This window comes from Staphylococcus sp. HMSC070D05 (genome assembly GCF_001815595.1).
GTDB classification, from domain to species: domain Bacteria; phylum Bacillota; class Bacilli; order Staphylococcales; family Staphylococcaceae; genus Staphylococcus; species Staphylococcus hominis.
This window is the reverse complement of the sequence record NZ_KV821093.1, coordinates 1-14,133: the sequence shown is the minus strand read 5'-3', so window position 1 is coordinate 14,133 and position 14,133 is coordinate 1. Positions and strand designations below refer to the sequence as shown.

The window sequence follows — 14,133 nt, the reverse complement described above, 5'->3', positions numbered from 1 at the left end:
TTAAGTTCCCATTTTAAGGGTTCAGTGCCATTATCATCTGTGTTTTTATTTAAAATTGATTTTAAATGTTGTGAATTTATTAAGCTCACTATCTACAGAAATGTAACCTCCATAGTGACTTACGATCTTTTCGGCAATTGAAAGCCCTAAACCATTACCCCCTTGGCTTCTTGCTCTAGATTTATCTACTCTATAGAAACGATCGAAAATAAATTCTTGATCTTCTTTTGGTATGCCTAAGCCATGATCGGTAATTTCAATACTTATTTGTTTATTACGCAATTGTGTTTTAATACAAATATACTTTCTCTCTTTATCATATTTCATAGCATTGTCTATAAAAATTAAGATTAATTGCTCAAATTGATGACGATTAATTTGCAAAACTAAAGGTTTTTGTTCTAATTCAATCTCAAATAGATAATCTGGATGCAATTGTTGAAGTGCCTTAATTCGTGATTGAATTTCTTCATTGATATCAACATCCTCTTTTTCTAAAGATTGCATATTTACTTTATCTTTGGTTAATAATAATAATTCTTCTACTAGCTTTGTAATTCGATTCATTTCTTCTAGTGAAATATTTAAAGACTCTTCTAAAATGGCAGGATCTTTCTTACCCCAACGTTTAATTAAATTTAAATGGCCTTGAATGATTTGAAGTGGTGTTCTTAACTCATGAGAAGCATCTTCAACAAATTGTCGTTGTTGATTAAAAGAGGCTTCAATTTGATACATCATTTCGTTGAACGTTTCTATGAAATTGTCTGTTTCTTCATAACTTGTATCAAGTTCTAATTTATTTTGAAAACCATCGCGTCGTATTTGATTCATTTTATTAGACATTGTTACTAGCGGTTTTGTAATGTTTTTAGAAATGAAATAGCTAATACATGCAGTAATCACTGTAGCAAGTAGACCGAAAACAACAGCAATAATATAAAGTGATTTTACTAAGTTGTTATAATGCTCAAGAGAATGAATAAGTACGCTATAACCTTTAAAGTTTGGACTATGAAGTGGTTCAGTAATAACTAAATATTCTTTTCCATTATTTCGCATGACCTGAATTCGATCGGTTTTTTGTAAATTATTGTTAGGTATAAACTGAATTGTGCTTTCATTAGATGATTTCATTATTCTTTGGCCTGTATGATTGTAAATAATGACTTCTTCATAATTTTCTAATGAAGCACTTAAATCTAAGATCGATATATTATTAATCGGACGCGTTTGAATTAAATTGACAATATCACTTAAACTATGTTCTGCTTCATCCACTTCTCCTTCTCTTAAAGTATCTTTTAAGAAGAATATAATAATAAGACAAAATAAAATAATTGTCGTGAACATAATCAATGTAGTGATAGTCATCCATTTATATTGTAATGTATGGTTTTTCATTATCGAATCACATATCCTACACCACGAACAGTTTCAATGACTTTTTCTTTGTTGAAAGGTTTCAATTTATTTCTTAAATATCTGATGTATACATCGACCACATTTGTTTCTACTTCACTATTGTATCCCCATACATGATTTAAAATTTGTTCACGTTGTAATACGTGATTGCGATTCGTTGCTAATAGATACAATAAATCATATTCAGTTTTAGTTAAATCTAATTGTTTACCATCAACAGTTACTTTAAATGCATCAATATCTATTCTGATACCATTGATATCGATAATATCTTTATGAGGCTGACGACGTAATACAGCACGAATTCTTGCAAAAAGCTCCTCAATTTCAAAGGGCTTTACTATATAGTCATCTGCGCCATAATCTAATCCAGTCACTTTATCGTAAGTATCACTTTTAGCAGTGATGATAATAATTGGTGTTGATTTCACTTGGCGTACACGCCGACAAATTTCTAGACCATTTATATTTGGTAACATTAAATCTAAAATAATCAAATCAAAATCGTTATTTAATGCTTTTTTTAAACCAGGTTCCCCATCATATTCGATGTCTACTTTATAACCATCATGAGTTAATTCTAATTCAAGAAATCTGGCTAAATTTTGTTCATCTTCTACGATTAAAATATTAGTCATTTTTTTAGACACCTCTTTTTTAATAAACGTATGACTTCGCATAACATAACCAATATTTTATCATAAAAATTATTTGTTACTAGAATGAATAAAATAAAAGGTAAAATTTTAATTGACAATCATTATCAATAAGTTATAATATTAATTGAAAATGATTGTCAATTAAATCTAAGTTTTCCCCATAATTCAAAATACTTAGAGTTATAATCATTTTCAAGCCATTCCCCCCTTAATTTATATGTCCGTAGATACTAATAAACGTTCGTTTTAAAACGATATATAAATAATAAATAAGTGCGCCTTATTTGGCGCACTTATTTATTATTTATAGGGTTGTAGGCTCATGTAATCCTTTTAATACTAAAGTTGAAAGAACGATACAAAAAGCGCCTCCAATGATTCCTGCAATAATATCAGTTGGATAATGTACGCCTAAATAAACTCTTGAAATAGAAATGAGTAAAATAAGTGCCGCACATAGTCCAATAATGACACCTTTTGTACTTCCTGATGCGCTACGTCGAGCAATATACATTGCACTTCCAAAAAATGAAGTCGAACCCATTGCATGTCCACTAGGAAAACTAAATCCAGAAATATCAATTAAACGTAGTAATGTTGGACGTTCGCGATCAAAAATATTTTTTAGTAAGGGATTTAATATACCTGATAGTGACATTGTGATAACAACAAATAAAGCTTCAATTTTGTAACGTTTAAGCATTAAATAAGCAACAAGCATTAATGACAAACTAACCATTGCCCATACTTCTCCAATTTTTGTTGCACCTAATAAAATAGATGTAGTAATAAAACTCTCCGATGCATAAATAAATTCATATACTTCATTATCAATCCATTTGCCTAAACGTGATTCATGGAAAAATGCAATGATGCCAAAGATTAATGTAAAAATAATAAGCAATGTAATGCGTTTCGTTCTATTCATCAATTGGTCCTCCTATATTAAAGCGCGTCGTTCAAGATTTTATTAAATAAGTCTTCTCTAGTGTAACTTTCTTTATAAGATTCCATTTGATGAGTAATATCATTACGATGAGACTCAATTTGTTTTAGTTGTTCGAGTAATTTGAATTGTGTAAGTTGATCTTCTGGAATCATTTTTCCATATCCTTTGGATTCAAAATATTTAGCATTGTCAATTTGATCTCCTCTAGATTGATCAAGTCCTAGTGGTATTAGCAACATTGGGATTCTTAAAGTCAAGAATTCATAGATAGCATTAGAACCTGCACGACTTACGACTGTGTCTGTAATCGATAATAAATGCGTTAATTCTTCTTTAACAAATTCATATTGGATATATCCTTTTTGTTTATAAGACTCATCTACTAACCCATGCCCTGTTAAATGAATAATTTGATAATCATGTAGTAAAGCTTCGAGATTCTCTCTAATAATATCATTTAATTTTTTACTACCTAGGCTACCACCCATAACAAGTAATATTTTTTTATCTGAATCAAACCCTGTTATTTCATAACCTTTTTGTTGATTACCTTCTTTTAGATCTTCTCTAATTGTTGCTCCTACAAAATCAGCTTTATCTTTAGGTAGATATTTAAGCGTATCTTCAAATGTTGTATATATTTTTTTTGAAAATTTTAAAGATATTTTATTTGCTAAACCAGGAGTTAAATCTGATTCATGAATAATGGTAGGAATATTCAATGAACGTGCTGCTATAACAACAGGAACAGAAACAAATCCCCCCTTAGAAAATAATAAATCAGGCTTTTCCTTTTTTAGAACGCGACGGGCATCTAAGATACCTTTTAATACTTTAAAAACATCTTTTGCATTTTCAAAAGATACATAACGACGTAATTTACCACTTGAAATGGGATAATATTTAATATTCGAAATTTGTGATTCAATCATTTCTCGTTCAATTCCACTTTTAGAGCCAATATAAAAAACTTGATGTCCTTTTTCTAATGCAGTTGGAATTAAACTTAAGTTCACAGACACATGGCCTACTGTGCCGCCTCCGGTAAACGCAATTTTAGACATGATTATTAACCTCTATTCTTATATGTTTTTATAATATGCATAGAATGGTGCGCCTCTATTGAATGGATGATAGTCAATTTCTGTTTCTCCTACTTTTTGGAAACCAAATTTCTCGAATAAACCTTGAGCGGGTTTATTTAATGCAAAAGTATCTGTCAGAATCACATGGATATGATGTTCTTCTGCTAATTTAACTGCAAAATCAAATAATTGAGTTGCTGCACCTTTATAATCTTTAGAACCAACTAATCTATGAATAACATAAGCGTTATTTCTATCAACTGGCCATTCTAAATCATCATACCACTCTGATTGTTGTTGGTCGACAACAATAAATCCATAAATAGTGTTATTTTCTTCTAAAACATATAATGTCTTAGTATCAATATCTTTCTTAAAATGTTCAGTAGCTGGGTACTTATCGTCCCACTGATTATTCCCAAATGATTTCATTAAATTTTTTGCTTCTGACACTAATGATTCGATTTGATGAATATCTTCATGTTTACCTAGTCTAATCATATAATAGATACTCCCTTCTATTTTATTAATTTTAATAATTTGTCTAAGACCGTGTCTTCATTATTTGATTTTTCAACTAATAATTGAGTGAATTTTTCATTTGTTTTGGTATCAAATTTTCCCGTTTCAGATAGTTGATGATCTGATTGGAATATTTTAATAGCATTAGCTAATTGATTATCAAATTGGTTTGATTCATCTCCGTTATAATAACCTAAAGCATCTAAACCAATTTTTATTGATTTAACATTTTTATTATTATCGCCAACAGAATATGTTTTATCAGACGGAATAACACTTAATGATTGATACTTAGGAGAATCAATTGTAACATCTGGTCTAATACCTTTTCCATGAATATAATAATCATCAGGTGTTAACCATTTCATTTGTGTATATTTTAATAATGAGCCATCTTTAAGTTCTCGTGTGGTTTGAACGATTCCTTTACCAAATGTTTTTGAACCATACACTTTAGCTTTATGGTGATCTTTCATTGCTCCTGTAAAGACCTCTGACGCACTTGCGGAACCTTCATTTACTAAAATACTTACTTTCATATCTTTAACATCTTTTAAAGCATCATTTGAAGTTTTAATTGCTTCTTTATCATTGCCTTTTTCAAGTTGAACAACAGTGTGACCTTTATCAATAAAAATATTAGCCATTTTAACTGCTTCATCTAATAATCCACCTGGATTATTACGCAAGTCTAAGATGATATTTCGAATACCAGCATCATGAGCTTTTATAATTACAGATTTTAATTCACCCGCAGTATTTTGTTGGAATTTAGTAATCGTAAACACACCTATGTTACCTTTTTTCTTATATTCCACACTTTTAACATGAATTTTATCACGTTTAATATTAATATCTTTTTCTTCGGAACCGCGTTTAATAGTTAACTTAACATTTGTGCCTTCTTTACCTCTTACTACTTTAACTACTTGATCTAAAGGTTTACCTACCACTGATTTGCCATTCACTTTTGTGACAATATCTTTAGGTTGAAGGCCAGCCTTTTCAGCAGGAGAACCTTTCATAGGACTTGTAATCATAATATCTTTATTTTTCTTTTGCATTTCTGCACCAATACCTACAAAATCTCCAGATACATCTTCATTAAAACTCCTTGTTTCAGACTTTGTCATGTATTCAGAATATGGGTCTTTTAATTCTCTTACCATACCATTAATCGCAGCTTCAGAAAGTTTACTTGAGTTTTGTTTTTTGTAATAGTCTGTATTTAACGTTTTATATGCAAATTCTATTTTTTTCATTTCTTGACGCTCTTCTTTAGTTAAACCACTTAACTTATGATTGATTCCTATCGTCGTAAATACAGCTATAATCGTTGTAATGATAATAACACTTAATAAAATTAAGATAAATTGCCATATTTTCAAATGCATCTTTTTTTTAGTAGATGCATGTCTTTTTTCATCTGATTGTCCGTCATGGTGCTCCTCAGAATGATTATTCATAAAATCACTTCCTCTAATTACATCTTGTCTCTTATCATTTTTTATAAAGACATACCTAGTATGTCTTTATTTTTGAGCAAACGCAAATTATAAGAAATTGTATTTCTTAATTAGATAAAAATAAAAAGAGTGGCATATAAATCTAAAATTAAGATTTATATGCCACTCCATATCATATTTAGACATAAAACGAATTTAAATTAGAATTTTAACCATTCTGTATATTCTTCATATAAATCATCAAATACGGACATAGGTAACGTAATGTCACTTTGCATTTCGATATAGTCTGATAATATGTTGAAGTCACTTTCATGTTTTGGAAACGATAAGTCATTGAAAATGTCTTCGGCTAATTCACCTTTATCATCTTTACGTCCTCTAGCTGTTAAGGCAAATTGATAAAATGAATGATCTTTCATTAGCTCATTGTCACATCGACAACTTTAGTTTCACCTTTAATAACAGCTTTAACATCATCGAGTGAAATAGATTCTGTTTGATCAGAATTTGTAATAATAATAGGTGAAATAACTGATTTGGCATTATTTCTAATAAATTCTAAATCGAATTTGAGTAGAGGGTCGCCTACTTGTACTGTATCACCACTGCTAACAAGTACATTAAATCCTTCACCATCTAACTGCACCGTATCTAAACCAATGTGTACTAAAATTTCAAGACCATTTTTAGTTTTTAAACCAATTGCATGTTTTGTTGGAAAAACATTGTCAACTTTTCCAGCAACTGGAGAAACTACTTCACCTTCAGTAGGATTAATACCGAAACCTTCACCCATCATTTTTTGGGCAAATACAGGATCTGGTATATCTTCAATTTTGACATAGTCACCTGTTAATGGTGCATATAGTTGAGTTTCTTTATTGACTTTTTTATCTTTACCAAATAATTTTTTAAACATTATTCATCGCTCCTATTTATTAAAATGTTGAATCAAATCGCCATATCCTAATTCTTCTAATTTTTCGTATGGAATAAATTGAATGGCTGCAGAATTAATACAATAACGCAATCCGCCACTTTCTTTTGGGCCATCATTAAATACGTGACCTAAATGACTGTTAGCATCTTCTGATCTAACTTCAGTTCGAATCATACCAAATGATTTATCTACGAGTTCAACAATTTCATCATCATCTAATGCTTTTGAGAAACTTGGCCAACCGCAATCAGATTCAAATTTCTCTTCAGAAGTAAATAAAGGCTTACCAGAAATTTTATCTACGTATATACCTTTATCAAAATGATTCCAATATTCATTTTGAAAAGGAGGCTCTGTACCATTTTCTTGAGTAACGAGATACTCCATATCATTTAATTCGCTTTTATCTTTTTTAATCATTTTGAGACCCCCAATGTGATTCTATAAATGCTTTTCTACCAGAACCGCGTTGATATTGCTCATAATGCATAGGATTTTTTTTATAATAGTCTTGATGGTAATCTTCTGCTGGATAAAAGTTTTTGTAAGGAAGAACGGGTGTGATGATTGGTTTTTTAAAAATACCTTCTTCATTTAGTTGTTGGATTTTTAATTCGGCAGCCTTTTTTTGTTGTTCATCGTGATAAAATATTGCTGGTTCATAGCTTTCGCCTCTATCAAAAAATTGCCCTTTATTATCTGTCGGGTCAAATATTTTAAAGTAAACATCTAAAATATTTTCAAATGACGTAATATCTGGATTATAAGTAATTTGAACTGCTTCTCTATGACCCGTTTGATTTGAACATACTTGTTCATACGTTGGATTTTCTATATTTCCGCCGCTATAACCTGATACGACATCTTCAATACCTGGGTAAGATGTAAAAGGTTTAACCATACACCAGAAACATCCTCCTGCTAAAGTTGCATATGCCATTATATTACCTCCTCTATCTTTCTTTAAATTTACGATATAATGATATTAAATTAAAGTAATTAACTCAGAGGTCAATAACTTAAGTCACCTATTATTAACTATTATCCTCTAACTACGACAAGACCGATAGCGCCTTGACCAGTGTGTGTAGAAATGACTGGTGTCGTTACATTAACATCATAGCTTTGTTGTCCAAATGCTTCATTAAATTGATTTTTTATTTTTTCAACGAATTCAATCGTATTTGCATGTGCAATACCAATCGATTGGATAGTATGATTTTCAATAAATTTAGCAATTTCTTTTTTTAGATATTGTATACTAGAATTTTGAGTACGAGAATTATGTACGATTTCTAAATATCCCTCTCTAAGTGTTCCTATCGGTTTTATTTTCATTATATTTCCGATTAAACCTTTTGTTTTACTGATGCGTCCACCTTTAATTAATTGATTGAGTTGGCCAATAACAACAAATAGTTTAATATTTTTCTGCAAGTCTGAAATATGTTTAATAATTTCTATACTTGAAAGATTAGTATTTACAAGTTCTACTAAACGTTGAATTTGGTATGCTAATCCAAATGAAATTGATTTTGAATCAATCACATTTACTTTTGCTTCAACCATATTGCTCGCTTGTAAAGCAGTCTGATATGTTCCACTTAATCCTGAAGACATATGAATACTAAAGATTTCTACATCGTCATTGTCATTATCAAGTTGTTCATATAATTCAATAAATTTACCAATTGATGGCTGACTCGTTTTGACGTCAGCGTTTTCTTCAATACGTTTAATGTACTCCTCAGATGAGATATCTACTTGATCTACAAATGATTCTTTATCAATGGTTAAATTTAATGGAACAACATGTATGTTATGTTGATTTAAATATTCAGCTGATAAATCTGAGGTAGAGTCTGTAACGATTACTTGTTTAGTCATAATTTCTCCTCTTAGTTTATTTTATTTTCGTACTAAATGTAAAAAAGTATGTGGAATAGTATTTTTTTCATCAAGTTGACCCTCTTCAGAAGATGCAACCGTCCAATCTTCAAATGTGTAGGGAGGGAAAAATGTATCACCTTGATGTTTTCCGTCTACTACAGTGATATACATATCGTCAACTTTATCAATCATTACGTCAAATAATGTTTGGCCACCGAAAATAAAAACATGACCCTCTAAGTTGTAGATATCATCTATTGTGTGAATCACTTCAACGCCGTCAGGTTTAAAATTGTTATCACGAGTTAAAACTACATTTTTTCTATTTGGTAATGGTTTGCCAATAGATTCAAATGTTTTTCTACCCATTACAAGTGTATGGCCAGTTGAGAGTTGTTTTACATGTTTTAAATCATTTGGAATATGCCATGGTAGAGCATTTTTATAACCAATGACACGTTGTTGATCATGTGCCACTAAAATTGATAAGGTCATTTATCATATCCCCTTTTAGTTTATTTTTAATTAAAGATAGATTACACAGCAATGGGCGCTTTAATTGCTGGATGAGATTGATAATCTACAAGTTCTAAATCTTCATAATTAATATCAAAGATTGATTGTTCAGAGTTTATTTTTAATGTAGGAGGTGCAAAACTTTCTCTAGAAAGTTGAGTCTTAATTGCTTCTATGTGATTAGAATAAATATGTGCATCTCCAAAAGTATGAATGAATTCTCCAACTTCTAAATTACATTCTTTAGCAATTAAATGCGTAAGTAATGCATAACTTGCAATATTAAAAGGTACACCTAGGAAAATATCTGCACTACGTTGATAAAGTTGACAACTTAATTTGCCATCTTGTACGTAGAACTGAAACATTGTATGACATGGTGGTAATGCCATACTATCAATTTCAGTCGGATTCCATGCTGAAACAATGTGTCTTCTCGAATTAGGATTTGTCTTAATTTGCTGAATAACTGTTTTAAGCTGATCGAAATGATTACCATATTGATCTACCCAATCACGCCATTGTTTTCCATAAACATTTCCTAAATCACCATATTTTTTAGCAAAAGTATCATCATTCAACACTTTCTCTTTAAATTTTTTCATTTCCTGTTGATACATTTTATTGAAATTTTCATCTTCTTGAGAACGATGTCCAAAATTTGTCATATCTGGACCATGATAATCTTCAGATTGAATATACTTTTCAAAAGCCCATTCATTCCAAATATTATTATTATATTTTAATAAATACTGAATATTAGTATCTCCTTTTATAAACCACAATAACTCAGTAGCAATAAGTTTGAAAGATATTTTTTTTGTAGTGAGTAAGGGGAATCCCTTCGTTAAATCGAAGCGGATTTGATGTCCGAATTTAGAAATGGTACCTGTATGTGTTCTATCATCACGTTGATTACCAATTTCTAAAATGTCATTGCATAAAGCGTGATACGCCGAATCAAAAAGATTGAGCATATGTACATCTCTCCTAAATTTTATATTAATTATCATTATACTAGAAAATAGAAAGATATTGAATGAATTATATTATTGAGTATATATTATTTCAAAACATTTTTATATTTAAAAATCTCCAATAATAAATGATCTCAGTTTGATCATTTATTATTGGAGATGCATATTAAGATAGATTAAATGAATCTAATCATATTAACAATTTTCATCGAAAGCATCTTTAATATCCATACAAATATCTTGAATATCTCTACCTTCAATATGTTCACGCGGAATAAAATGTTTTAATTCTGTACCTTTAAATAAAGCATACGAAGGGCTTGAAGGTACTTGTTGGATATAATCGCGCATTGTTTGCGTTGCTTCTTTATCTTGTCCTGCGAACACTGTGACTTTATGTGTTGGCTTTTTATCATTTTGATCAACAACTGCTACAGCGGCAGGTCTTGCTAAACCAGCAGCACAACCGCATGTAGAATTAATAACAACAAATGTTGTTTCGTCATCTTTAACATTATTCATATAGTTTGATACATCTTCACTTGATTCTAAACTTGTAAAACCATTATTAGTTAATTCAGAACGCATTTGTTGTGCTAGTTCATGCATATATTGTTCATACGGATTCATATAAAAAACTCCTTTAATGTTTATTACGATTAGCAATTTGTTTCCATACGGAACCTAATGCTTCATCGTCATTTTCAATTCTAGAAATTGCCATTTCCACTTGAAGTTTTACTTCATAAGCATCGTCGTTTGCATGCGCTCTTAGAGATGCTAGTTGCGCTTTGCCACCTTCTTCAAATAAAAACATTGCAGCTCTCCAACGAACAATTTTTTGTGGATCATCAAGTGCTTTTTCCATTTCTGGCAAAGCTTCTTTATAACCTAAATCACTGATACAGTCTCCAGCTGTACGTCGAATAGCGGGATTCTTATCATTTAATCCTTTATACAAATATGGCAATATTTCTTTACTTTTAATCATACCAAATAAAACAATCGCTTGACGTCTTAATGGTAACTTATTTTCATTTAAGGCTTGCTCTAAGAGTGGAATATCTTCAAGTGTTGGTGTTGGAAATTCTGTTAACATTCTGAGACGTACTTTCCAGTCTGATTCATTCAAGTACTCCTCGTATGAAACATGTTGATAAAAATGAGATATACTTTTCGCTTGTGTAGATAAAGCTTGAACGACTAATTGTTCCAATCGACTTTTTGGATATAATGCAATAATTTCTTCATAAACTTCTTCCATAACTAAGGGAAGTTCTCCATAACGTAAACCAAGCGCTTTCCATTTTCTAAGAAAGATCACATTATCATCATCTTCTTGTGCTTTAAGCATACTATTAACAAAGATATCAGGTAGTTGTTTACGTACTTCTTCATGAGCATTTGTTAATTTAATTTGGTATGGGATATTTTTAAAAGTGAGTATCTCTGCTTTCACTTCGCCATAGTGTTCATCAAGCTGAGATGATTGACTAATCGTTTCCTCTTTTTGAAGTGATGCAGTAATTTGAGGTAATACCTCTTCCCAATTTGCTTTCGGATACTTATCAATAGCTAGAAAGTCGATTACATGAAATATAGATTTAACATCTTTAATTTGTAATAAGTCATTAATAAAATCAGGTTGAGATGTTTTGATTTCTGTATATGTGTTCGACTGATTATCAGCACGCTTTTCACTTAAAACGATTTTCATTGTATTTGGGCTTGGTGTGGGTTCAATTTTTAATATTTCCACTACTATTCCTCCTAAAATTAAAATGTGTCTTCAATTTTAGGTACAAGAACATCCCAATTGGCATATTCCTCTTTATCTACTGAAATAAAATCCATGACATAAAAAACTGACTTTACTCCTTCGATATCAAATAATCGATTAATAAAATCAGGTTGACCATCTTGAGCAGATGTATACGTATTCGATTGATTATCTTTACGTTTTTCACTTAAATTAATTTTAATCGTATTATAATTTGGTGTGTCTTCAATTGACTTTATATGCATAAAATTCCTCCTATTGAAGTTCATTGCCTAATTGCTTAATTTGTTTACCTATTGAACATTCAGAAATACAAAAATGATGTGCTTGTGTTTTTCCTTCGGTTTTTCTAATGTGTGTTTTCAGTAAACATTTATCACAATAAGTATTCATTAATTCATCAATTTTTTCTATTGCGTTTTGTTCGGAATGTGTAAGTATAACTTTCACTCCTTATGCTTAATTTTATAGATATGGAGTTATTATAACTTATATGATAATCATTTTAAAATAATCGATTTTATTTTTTATTATTTATAATATGAATTGATTAATGAGTATTGAATTTGAATTACTTTTACTATAAAATATTAGAGTTGCTTAGCGGTTTCTAAACACCCGCATTATCAAAATTTAGGAGGATAAATGATGTATAATGAATTTTTTGGCATTGCTACTTTTTTTGTAACATTTATTTTAATGGTTTTAATGTATCGTTGTTTTGGTAAACAAGGTCTTATCGCTTGGGTAGCTATCGGTACAATTATTGCTAATATCCAAGTCATCAAAACGGTTGATATTTTTGGAATCTCAGCAACTCTAGGTAATGTAATGTTTGCTTCTATCTATCTAGCTACAGATATTTTAAATGATATTTATGGACGAAAAGTTGCTAAACGTGCTGTATGGTTAGGCTTCTCATCAACTCTTGTTATGATAATTGTAATGCAAATGTCATTACATTTTATACCTGCACCAGAAGATATATCTCAAAAAGCATTATCTACGATTTTTGATTTAGTGCCGAGAATTGCTTTAGGTTCAATTATTGCTTATATCATAGGGCAACATGTAGATGTGTTCATCTTTTCAATGATAAAAAAAGTTTTCCAATCAGATAAAACATTTATTATTAGAGCTTATGGAAGTACGGCATTAAGTTCAATTATTGATACTGCATTATTTGTAACTATCGCATTTATTGGTACATTGCCTGCAGGGGTTGTATTTGAAATCTTTATTACTACGTATGTTTTAAAATTAGTCTCAACGATTTTCAACGTTCCATTTGGTTATATTGCGAAGTCATTCTATCGAAAAGGAAACATTCAAAAATTAGACGAAGGTTATTAAAACAATCATACATGCATATTGTTTAGGTTTACTAAGCAATATGCTATTTTTAAATAGAGAAATAGTGTTTAATTAATGCTTAAATTAGAGGTGTTTTTAATGGCTAAAATATTTTTTGATGCTGCGACGAGCGGCAATCCAGGACGTAGTACGTGTGGGATAGTAATTAAAGAAAATGATATTAAATATACTTATACACATGATTTAGGAGATTTGGATAACCATAGTGCTGAATGGTCTGCATTCATTCATGCGTTAGAGCATGCTCGTGAATTAAATGTTTCAAATGCTTTATTGCATACAGATTCTAAATTGATAGAAGATAGCGTGAATCAAGGTTATGTAAAAAATGCACGTTTTAAACCATTTTTTGAAAATATGGAGATTTTAGAAGCAAGTTTTGATTTACTATTTATAAAATGGGTTCCAAGAGATAAAAATAAAGAAGCAAATCAATTAGCACAACAAGCTCTATACAAATTAATTAAGAATAAACAATAATGTAAAAAAGGAAGATAAAAGAATGTATGTTGAATTGGCACTGAACCCTTAAAATGGGAACTTAATA

19 protein-coding genes are annotated in these 14,133 nt (G+C 30.2%); 2 read left to right on the top strand and 17 right to left on the bottom strand.

Translation table 11 applies throughout. The features are described 5' to 3' along the window. Nucleotides 1–45: 45 nt before the first annotated feature. The 17 genes from HMPREF3046_RS01705 to HMPREF3046_RS10930 form a co-directional block, all read right to left on the bottom strand. Nucleotides 46–1,353: a HAMP domain-containing sensor histidine kinase gene (locus HMPREF3046_RS01705; RefSeq protein WP_371093787.1), complete on the bottom strand. Its 1,308-nt coding sequence runs from the start codon at nt 1,351–1,353 to the stop codon at nt 46–48. 50 nt (nt 1,354–1,403) lie between these two features. Continuing rightward, complete coding sequence (locus HMPREF3046_RS01700; protein WP_070715922.1) at nt 1,404–2,063, bottom strand: response regulator transcription factor; 660 nt, start codon at nt 2,061–2,063, stop codon at nt 1,404–1,406. Between the two features lie 325 nt (nt 2,064–2,388). Next, entirely contained in the window at nt 2,389–3,012 is a 624-nt protein-coding gene (locus tag HMPREF3046_RS01695; RefSeq protein WP_070715920.1) for a phosphatase PAP2 family protein, read from the bottom strand. 17 nt (nt 3,013–3,029) lie between these two features. Then, the gene (locus HMPREF3046_RS01690) at nt 3,030–4,097 is read right to left on the bottom strand and encodes an undecaprenyldiphospho-muramoylpentapeptide beta-N-acetylglucosaminyltransferase (protein ID WP_070715917.1); all 1,068 of its coding nucleotides are present in this window, start codon (nt 4,095–4,097) and stop codon (nt 3,030–3,032) included. Nucleotides 4,098–4,115: 18 nt separating this feature from the next. Then, entirely contained in the window at nt 4,116–4,619 is a 504-nt protein-coding gene (locus HMPREF3046_RS01685; protein WP_070715915.1) for a GNAT family N-acetyltransferase, read from the bottom strand. A gap of 17 nt (nt 4,620–4,636) precedes the next feature. Then, nucleotides 4,637–6,106 (bottom strand): S41 family peptidase, encoded by a 1,470-nt coding sequence (locus HMPREF3046_RS01680; RefSeq protein ID WP_070715912.1) that lies wholly within the window; start codon nt 6,104–6,106, stop codon nt 4,637–4,639. Nucleotides 6,107–6,306: 200 nt separating this feature from the next. Next, on the bottom strand, nt 6,307–6,528 hold the full coding sequence (locus HMPREF3046_RS01675) for a YozE family protein (RefSeq protein ID WP_019835251.1): 222 nt from the start codon (nt 6,526–6,528) through the stop codon (nt 6,307–6,309). Further along, nucleotides 6,528–7,028 carry a PTS sugar transporter subunit IIA gene (locus HMPREF3046_RS01670; RefSeq protein ID WP_070715910.1) on the bottom strand — a complete coding sequence of 167 codons (501 nt, stop codon included), beginning with the start codon at nt 7,026–7,028 and terminating at the stop codon, nt 6,528–6,530. Before HMPREF3046_RS01670 ends, HMPREF3046_RS01675 begins: the two co-directional genes overlap by 1 nt. Nucleotides 7,029–7,040: 12 nt before the next feature. After that, complete coding sequence (msrB, locus tag HMPREF3046_RS01665) at nt 7,041–7,469, bottom strand: peptide-methionine (R)-S-oxide reductase MsrB (RefSeq protein ID WP_002449905.1); 429 nt, start codon at nt 7,467–7,469, stop codon at nt 7,041–7,043. Further along, nucleotides 7,462–7,989 carry a peptide-methionine (S)-S-oxide reductase MsrA gene (gene msrA / locus HMPREF3046_RS01660; protein WP_070715908.1) on the bottom strand — a complete coding sequence of 176 codons (528 nt, stop codon included), beginning with the start codon at nt 7,987–7,989 and terminating at the stop codon, nt 7,462–7,464. Before msrA ends, msrB begins: the two co-directional genes overlap by 8 nt. Nucleotides 7,990–8,090: 101 nt before the next feature. After that, nucleotides 8,091–8,936 carry a DegV family protein gene (locus HMPREF3046_RS01655; RefSeq protein ID WP_070715906.1) on the bottom strand — a complete coding sequence of 282 codons (846 nt, stop codon included), beginning with the start codon at nt 8,934–8,936 and terminating at the stop codon, nt 8,091–8,093. A gap of 21 nt (nt 8,937–8,957) precedes the next feature. Beyond that, nucleotides 8,958–9,434: a dihydrofolate reductase gene (locus HMPREF3046_RS01650; RefSeq protein WP_070715902.1), complete on the bottom strand. Its 477-nt coding sequence runs from the start codon at nt 9,432–9,434 to the stop codon at nt 8,958–8,960. A 41-nt stretch (nt 9,435–9,475) separates the two neighbouring features. Next, nucleotides 9,476–10,432, bottom strand: coding sequence for a thymidylate synthase (locus HMPREF3046_RS01645; RefSeq protein ID WP_070715900.1), 957 nt, complete (start codon nt 10,430–10,432; stop codon nt 9,476–9,478). 195 nt (nt 10,433–10,627) lie between these two features. Further along, complete coding sequence (gene brxA / locus HMPREF3046_RS01640; RefSeq protein WP_070715899.1) at nt 10,628–11,062, bottom strand: bacilliredoxin BrxA; 435 nt, start codon at nt 11,060–11,062, stop codon at nt 10,628–10,630. 13 nt (nt 11,063–11,075) lie between these two features. Then, the gene (locus HMPREF3046_RS01635) at nt 11,076–12,191 is read right to left on the bottom strand and encodes a conserved virulence factor C family protein (protein ID WP_070715897.1); all 1,116 of its coding nucleotides are present in this window, start codon (nt 12,189–12,191) and stop codon (nt 11,076–11,078) included. Nucleotides 12,192–12,208: 17 nt separating this feature from the next. Then, nucleotides 12,209–12,457: a NifU N-terminal domain-containing protein gene (locus HMPREF3046_RS01630; protein ID WP_070715895.1), complete on the bottom strand. Its 249-nt coding sequence runs from the start codon at nt 12,455–12,457 to the stop codon at nt 12,209–12,211. A 10-nt stretch (nt 12,458–12,467) separates the two neighbouring features. Further along, nucleotides 12,468–12,662: a zinc-finger domain-containing protein gene (locus HMPREF3046_RS10930; RefSeq protein ID WP_002449911.1), complete on the bottom strand. Its 195-nt coding sequence runs from the start codon at nt 12,660–12,662 to the stop codon at nt 12,468–12,470. A 198-nt stretch (nt 12,663–12,860) separates the two neighbouring features. Between HMPREF3046_RS10930 and HMPREF3046_RS01625 the strand changes: the two genes are divergently transcribed. After that, nucleotides 12,861–13,565, top strand: a complete 705-nt coding sequence (locus tag HMPREF3046_RS01625) for a queuosine precursor transporter (protein WP_070715894.1) — start codon at nt 12,861–12,863, stop codon at nt 13,563–13,565. Between the two features lie 99 nt (nt 13,566–13,664). Next, the gene (locus HMPREF3046_RS01620) at nt 13,665–14,066 is read left to right on the top strand and encodes a ribonuclease HI family protein (protein WP_070715893.1); all 402 of its coding nucleotides are present in this window, start codon (nt 13,665–13,667) and stop codon (nt 14,064–14,066) included. Nucleotides 14,067–14,133: the final 67 nt, after the last annotated feature.

Excerpts from the sequence above, each read along its gene's own strand:
- HMPREF3046_RS01675 (WP_019835251.1), bottom strand. The coding sequence starts at position 6,528 with ATGAAAGATCATTCATTTTATCAATTTGCCTTAACAGCTAGAGGACGT.
- brxA (WP_070715899.1), bottom strand. The coding sequence starts at position 11,062 with ATGAATCCGTATGAACAATATATGCATGAACTAGCACAACAAATGCGT.
- HMPREF3046_RS01670 (WP_070715910.1), bottom strand. The coding sequence starts at position 7,028 with ATGTTTAAAAAATTATTTGGTAAAGATAAAAAAGTCAATAAAGAAACT.
- HMPREF3046_RS01645 (WP_070715900.1), bottom strand. The coding sequence starts at position 10,432 with ATGCTCAATCTTTTTGATTCGGCGTATCACGCTTTATGCAATGACATT.
- HMPREF3046_RS01620 (WP_070715893.1), top strand. The coding sequence starts at position 13,665 with ATGGCTAAAATATTTTTTGATGCTGCGACGAGCGGCAATCCAGGACGT.
- HMPREF3046_RS01700 (WP_070715922.1), bottom strand. The coding sequence starts at position 2,063 with ATGACTAATATTTTAATCGTAGAAGATGAACAAAATTTAGCCAGATTT.
- msrA (WP_070715908.1), bottom strand. The coding sequence starts at position 7,989 with ATGGCATATGCAACTTTAGCAGGAGGATGTTTCTGGTGTATGGTTAAA.
- HMPREF3046_RS01680 (WP_070715912.1), bottom strand. The coding sequence starts at position 6,106 with ATGAATAATCATTCTGAGGAGCACCATGACGGACAATCAGATGAAAAA.
- HMPREF3046_RS01625 (WP_070715894.1), top strand. The coding sequence starts at position 12,861 with ATGTATAATGAATTTTTTGGCATTGCTACTTTTTTTGTAACATTTATT.
- HMPREF3046_RS01685 (WP_070715915.1), bottom strand. The coding sequence starts at position 4,619 with ATGATTAGACTAGGTAAACATGAAGATATTCATCAAATCGAATCATTA.
- HMPREF3046_RS01650 (WP_070715902.1), bottom strand. The coding sequence starts at position 9,434 with ATGACCTTATCAATTTTAGTGGCACATGATCAACAACGTGTCATTGGT.
- HMPREF3046_RS01630 (WP_070715895.1), bottom strand. The coding sequence starts at position 12,457 with ATGCATATAAAGTCAATTGAAGACACACCAAATTATAATACGATTAAA.
- HMPREF3046_RS01690 (WP_070715917.1), bottom strand. The coding sequence starts at position 4,097 with ATGTCTAAAATTGCGTTTACCGGAGGCGGCACAGTAGGCCATGTGTCT.
- HMPREF3046_RS01705 (WP_371093787.1), bottom strand. The coding sequence starts at position 1,353 with ATGTTCACGACAATTATTTTATTTTGTCTTATTATTATATTCTTCTTA.
- HMPREF3046_RS01695 (WP_070715920.1), bottom strand. The coding sequence starts at position 3,012 with ATGAATAGAACGAAACGCATTACATTGCTTATTATTTTTACATTAATC.
- msrB (WP_002449905.1), bottom strand. The coding sequence starts at position 7,469 with ATGATTAAAAAAGATAAAAGCGAATTAAATGATATGGAGTATCTCGTT.
- HMPREF3046_RS01655 (WP_070715906.1), bottom strand. The coding sequence starts at position 8,936 with ATGACTAAACAAGTAATCGTTACAGACTCTACCTCAGATTTATCAGCT.